At 45.1% G+C, this 5,459-nt stretch carries 4 protein-coding genes; 3 read left to right on the top strand and 1 reads right to left on the bottom strand.

What is annotated here, in order from left to right:
- Positions 1 to 181 precede the first annotated feature (181 nt).
- Genes ACN0V2_RS13640 through ACN0V2_RS13630 form a run of 3 tightly spaced genes read left to right on the top strand, consistent with a single transcriptional unit; the run spans position 182 to position 1,589 of the window.
- Positions 182 to 571 (top strand): YbaN family protein, encoded by a 390-nt coding sequence (locus ACN0V2_RS13640; protein ID WP_417551349.1) that lies wholly within the window; start codon positions 182 to 184, stop codon positions 569 to 571.
- Positions 561 to 1,226, top strand: coding sequence for a nitroreductase (locus ACN0V2_RS13635; protein ID WP_417551348.1), 666 nt, complete (start codon positions 561 to 563; stop codon positions 1,224 to 1,226). Before ACN0V2_RS13640 ends, ACN0V2_RS13635 begins: the two co-directional genes overlap by 11 nt.
- A gap of 15 nt (positions 1,227 to 1,241) precedes the next feature.
- Positions 1,242 to 1,589, top strand: a complete 348-nt coding sequence (locus ACN0V2_RS13630) for a HopJ type III effector protein (RefSeq protein ID WP_417551347.1) — start codon at positions 1,242 to 1,244, stop codon at positions 1,587 to 1,589.
- Between the two features lie 59 nt (positions 1,590 to 1,648).
- Here the strand turns inward: ACN0V2_RS13630 and ACN0V2_RS13625 are convergent.
- Positions 1,649 to 5,459: DUF3683 domain-containing protein (locus tag ACN0V2_RS13625; RefSeq protein WP_417551346.1), on the bottom strand; the 3,811-nt coding region annotated here is incomplete at its 5' end.

Raw genomic sequence — 5,459 nt, 5'->3', positions numbered from 1 at the left:
AGCAATAAATGCATTCCTAGAACAAGCCCTGATTTTTTAAATCTTCGGTACCTGAAAACTCACTTTGATGAGTCAACACGTATAATCATGCTGTGATAATGACATTAAACATTTTAGTCACCCCCTAGAACAACACTTTTATTTAGAAATATCTCTCGCCACCAGGCTACGCTTTCAAGCTATGCGAAAAAAAATTAAACATTATTTAATCTTCAGTTGTGGTTGGTTATGCGTCATTGTAGGGATAATTGGCGCGTTATTGCCGGTTATGCCAACTACACCATTTATGATTCTCGCCTTGGCATGTTTCGCTGAAACCTCTCCACGTTTTCATAAGATGTTGCTGAATAATCGCTGGATTGGCGCCCCGTTGAAACAATGGGACCAAACTAAAACGGTACGGCGACGCACCAAAATTCAAGCACTCATCATGTTAATAATTGCCTTTAGCTTTTCAATAACGATGTTGTGGGGACGAACTGGTTTGCAGTTGATGTTATTAGGATTGGCAGTGGTGATGATAGGCTTTGTGTGGAAATTAAAAGAAGCTGAGCCAAAATATGAAGATTGAAGATTTGATTAAACAACGTCACAGCACGCGGGCTTTTATCGATAAGCCGGTGAGCGAAACAATTATTCATGAAATTCTGGATATTGCCCGTTATGCGCCATCTGGCGCCAATACCCAGCCTTGGCAAGTTGCCGTAATAACGGGTAAGACTAAACAACAGATCAGTGATAGTTTAGTTGAAGCTTTCCAAAGTGGTATTAAGTCAAAACCTGACTATGCTTACTACCCAGAAAACTGGCGCTCACCTTATATAGAAAGGCGACGCGCTTGCGGTTTACAGCTTTACCAAAGCTTGAATATTGATCGAAAAGATAAACTAGCCCAACAGCAACAATGGGAAGCCAATTACCGAGCATTTGATGCTCCCGTGATGCTGTTGTTTTTTATGGATGCAGAAATGCAAACAGGCTCTTTCCTAGATTTAGGTATGTTTCTGCAAAACCTGATGCTAGCGGCTCAGAACAAAGGGCTCGCTACCTGTCCACAAGCGGCATTAGCCGAATATACCGAACAAATTAAAGCTATTTTGCATTATCCTGCTGACACTATTTTGGTCTGTGGCATGGCCTTGGGCTATGAAGATGTTGATGCTGCGGTAAATCAGTATCGTACAGATCGTGAGACGGTTGCCACATTTACCCGCTTCTTTACCTGATTTTGGAGTTTTTATATGGATTTAGCGACATTTCTCAGCACCTTGAATGACAATCCGTCAGCGCTGGATTTCGAAGATACGATTGCTGTAATTGATGCAAATTATCAGTTCGCCCCCACCGCATTTCATAATGGTGAGTTGCATAATGAGGCTGGAGAAAACAATGGCTCGTGCAAAATTCTGTTTTTTGGACTGTTGCACGAATTAGGTGAATCACAGACCTTAGCTTGCTTTGGTCGTTATTACCGAAGTGATGTTTTGCTCAATCCAAAAGGTGAAGACCACCAGAATATTCGTAACTTTCTAAAGTTTGGCTGGGATCGCGTGAGTTTCAATGGTGAAGCTCTTACGCCGAATCATTAACAGTCGCTGAACAAAAATCCGAGCGCAGAATTTCTGCGCTCGGGATCTAACGGAATCGCTTAGAGCAATACCCGCTCAATACCACCTGCTTTCACATTATCGATAAATTGCGTATGCCATTTATCACCCAACACATGCTTTGCCACTTCCACAACGATGTAGTCTGTTTCAATGCCTGTATCTTCGCTATAACGTGACAGGCCTTGCTGACAGGCCGGGCATGAGGTCAACATTTTCACATTGCCTTTTACCGCTTTGTCTTGTCCAGTCAGTTCTTTAATGCCTTTGGTGATTTCCTCTTCCTTGCGGAATCGAACCTGTGTGGCGATATCAGGACGTGCCACAGCAAATGAACCCGCCTCACCACAGCAGCGATCATTCAATGTTACCTGCTGCCCCAATAGTGTCGCGGCCACGTTGGTTGATTTGTAGGTTTTCATCGGTGTATGGCATGGCTCATGATACAAGTATTGCACGCCATCAACGCCTTCCATCTTGACGCCTTTTTCCATCAAATATTCATGAATATCTAACAACCGGCAGCCAGGGAAAATCTTTTCAAACTCATATTTGAGTAGCTGATCCATACAGGTACCGCAAGACACGATAACGGTCTTAATATCCATATAGTTCAATGTATTGGCTACGCGATGGAATAACACCCGATTACTGGTAGAAATCGCTGTCGACTTTTCATCATCCCCTGTAGAAGCTTGCGGATACCCACAACATAAATAGCCCGGCGGTAATACCGTTTCGGTACCAACCTCATACAACATGGCTAGCGTAGCGAGGCCTACCTGACTAAATAAACGCTCCGAACCGCAACCCGGAAAATAGAACACCGCATCAGAATCTTCGGTGACCTTAGCTGGATCACGCAGGATCGGTACCATCTTGTCATCTTCCAGACCCAGCATGCCACGAGTGGTTCGTGTTGGTAGATTACCGGGCATCGGTTTTTTGACAAAATGCACAACCTGTTCACGCAGTGGCGTTTTACCTGTCGTTGGCAAAGGTCGTTTTTTCTTTTTGTTGGCTAGTAGTCCAAGATATTTTGCCGCCGCATGCGCCAGACGCTGCGCTTTAAAGCCCATTTGAATCATGGTTTTATGCATGATTTTGACCGTTAACGGATCAGTGGCATTCAAATACGCCATTGAAGACCAAGTACCCAGATTGACATGGCGCTTACCCTGTTTCTTCAACACCGCCCGCAACTTCATCGATACATCACCAAAGTCGATATTCACTGGGCATGGGTTCAGACAGCGATGGCAAACCGTACAATGGTCAGCCACATCATTCATTTCTTCAAAATGACGAACTGAAATACCACGGCGGGTTTGTTCCTCATAGAGAAACGCTTCCATAATCAAACCGGTACCCAAGATCTTGTCACGTGGCGAATAATACAAATTCGCGCGTGGTACGTGGGTGGTACATTCCGGTTTACATTTACCGCAACGCAGGCAGTCTTTAATATCGTTGTTAATCTCACCTAAATCACTGGCTTCAAGAATCAATGCTTCCTGTTGCAGTAATCTCAACGATGGCGTGTAGGCATTTTCCAGTCCAGACCCAGCCAACAATTTACCTGCATTGAAGCGGCCAAATGGATCGACTTTTTGTTTGTAACCAGCAAATGCATCAATGGTGGCTTTATCCAGATATTGCATCTTGGTCAGACCAATACCATGTTCACCTGAGATTACTCCACCCAAATCACCCGCCAGTTTCATCACCCCATCAACAATCAATTCTGCTTCATGCATCATTTGATAATCGTTTGAGTTCACCGGAATATTGGTGTGCACGTTACCGTCACCGGCATGCATATGCGTGGCCACAAACAAGCGACTTGAACGTAGTTCTTTATGAATTTCATCCAGTTTATTACGCAATGCTTCCAGCGATTGACCTTGGAACATTTCTTTAAGTGGTTTCTCGACCTCTTTACGATACGAAACGCGAAGATCACGGCGCTGTAATACATTAAATAACGTATCACTCTCCGCCAGCAGGTTAATCACTTCATCGGATAATAGTTCGCGGTGATTTAATGCCACCGAATCCAGATTATCTAAAACTTCTGTCCAACGAGTCTGAACCACTCGTAAATGGCTGCATGCTGCCTCAATTTTGGATTGCAGAATGGCGTCATTTTCAGCGCTGTCATCAAGTTTTTTGACCGTTTGTTTTAACTCTTTCGGCTGACTGCTTAAAAATTGCAGCACCGCCTCCACCATACGCAATTTATTTTGGGTGGAATGAATGATATTAATACGTTCAATACCATCGTTATATTCAGACAAACGCTCAAGTGGAATCACCACGTCTTCATTGATTTTGAAGGCATTGGTATGTTTAGCAATAGCTGCTGTTCGCGCACGATCAGCCCAGAAACGGGCACGAGCTTCAGGACTTACTGCAACAAATCCCTCTCCTTCACGCGCATTAGATAAACGCACTACCTCAGAACTCGCTTCAGCTACGGCGTCTTCATCGTCACCGACGATATCGATGAGCAATACCATTTTTGGCAATTCTGATCGTGGCGCTTTGGTGCTGTAATCCACCGCTTTGACGTAACGTTCATCTAAATGCTCCATACCAGCGAGCAATACTTTTTTGTTGTTATCCAGAAAGTTTTTGGTTTCGACAATCGCCGGGACGGCTTTGGTCAGATCGTTACCAAAGAATTCAAGACATACGGTACGAATAAATTGCGGCATACGATGCAACACAAATATCGCCGAGGTAATCAGACCATCACAGCCTTCTTTCTGAATGCCAGGCAGTCCACCTAAGAACTTATTGGTAACATCTTTACCTAAGCCCAGCTTGCGTAACTGAGGTGCAGGGATGGCGATTTCTTCTGGCTCTTCCAGCAGGGTTTTGCCATCTGGCTGATAACGGCTGATTCGGAAAGTGGCCATTTCAATATCATGGATTTTCCCCATGTTGTGATTAAGCCGCTCAACTTCCATCCATGTAGCATCAGGCGTCACCATTCTCCAGGAAACCAGATTATCCAGCGCGGTTCCCCACATAACGGCTTTTTTACCACCGGCATTCATCGCCACATTACCGCCGATGGTGGAGGCATCCTGAGAGGTTGGATCAACCGCAAAAACCAAGCCGTTCTTGCCCGCTAAATCAGATAAACGGCGGGTTACAACACCGGCCTCAGCCCGAACGGTAGCAACTTCATCATCGCGACCCGGTAGTTTGCGATAGACAACCGAACCCAGCCCTTCCAGCTTTTCGGTATTAATGACTACGCTGTCAGCCGTCAATGGAATTGCACCACCGGTATATCCAGTGCCACCTCCACGAGGGATAACGGTTAACCCCAACTCGATACTGGCGGCAATAATGGCAGCCATTTCCTCTTCAGTATCGGGTTTGATGACGGCCAGCGGATACTCTACACGCCAGTCAGTAGCATCCGTTACGTGTGAAACACGTGATAAACCATCAAAGCAGATATTATGTTTTTTGGTGACACGGCTAAGACGTCGCATAACCACTTTGCGACGATCGGCGGTTGCCAACAGCTCACGCTCAAACTTTTCTACCGCTTTGCGAGCCGCTTGCTCCAACTGCAATGCCAGTTGATTGTCGTTTTCCGTTGCCCGTTCACGAATCTGATCTAAACGATGATGCAAAGCATGTCGTAGCGAGTCCCAGCGTTTACGGTTTTCAATCAAATCATCCTGTATATAAGGATTACGGGTGATAACCCACATATCACCCAAAACTTCAAACAACATCTTCGCACTACGGCCAGTTTTGCGTTGTTCACGTAACTGTTGCAGAATTTCCCACATCGGTTCACCAAGATAGCGAATAACAATTTCACGATCT

The organism is Methylophaga sp. (assembly GCF_048266885.1).
Lineage (GTDB): Bacteria > Pseudomonadota > Gammaproteobacteria > Nitrosococcales > Methylophagaceae > Methylophaga.
The sequence above is the reverse complement of the archived record's forward strand: the minus strand, read 5'-3'. Positions and strand labels throughout refer to the sequence as shown.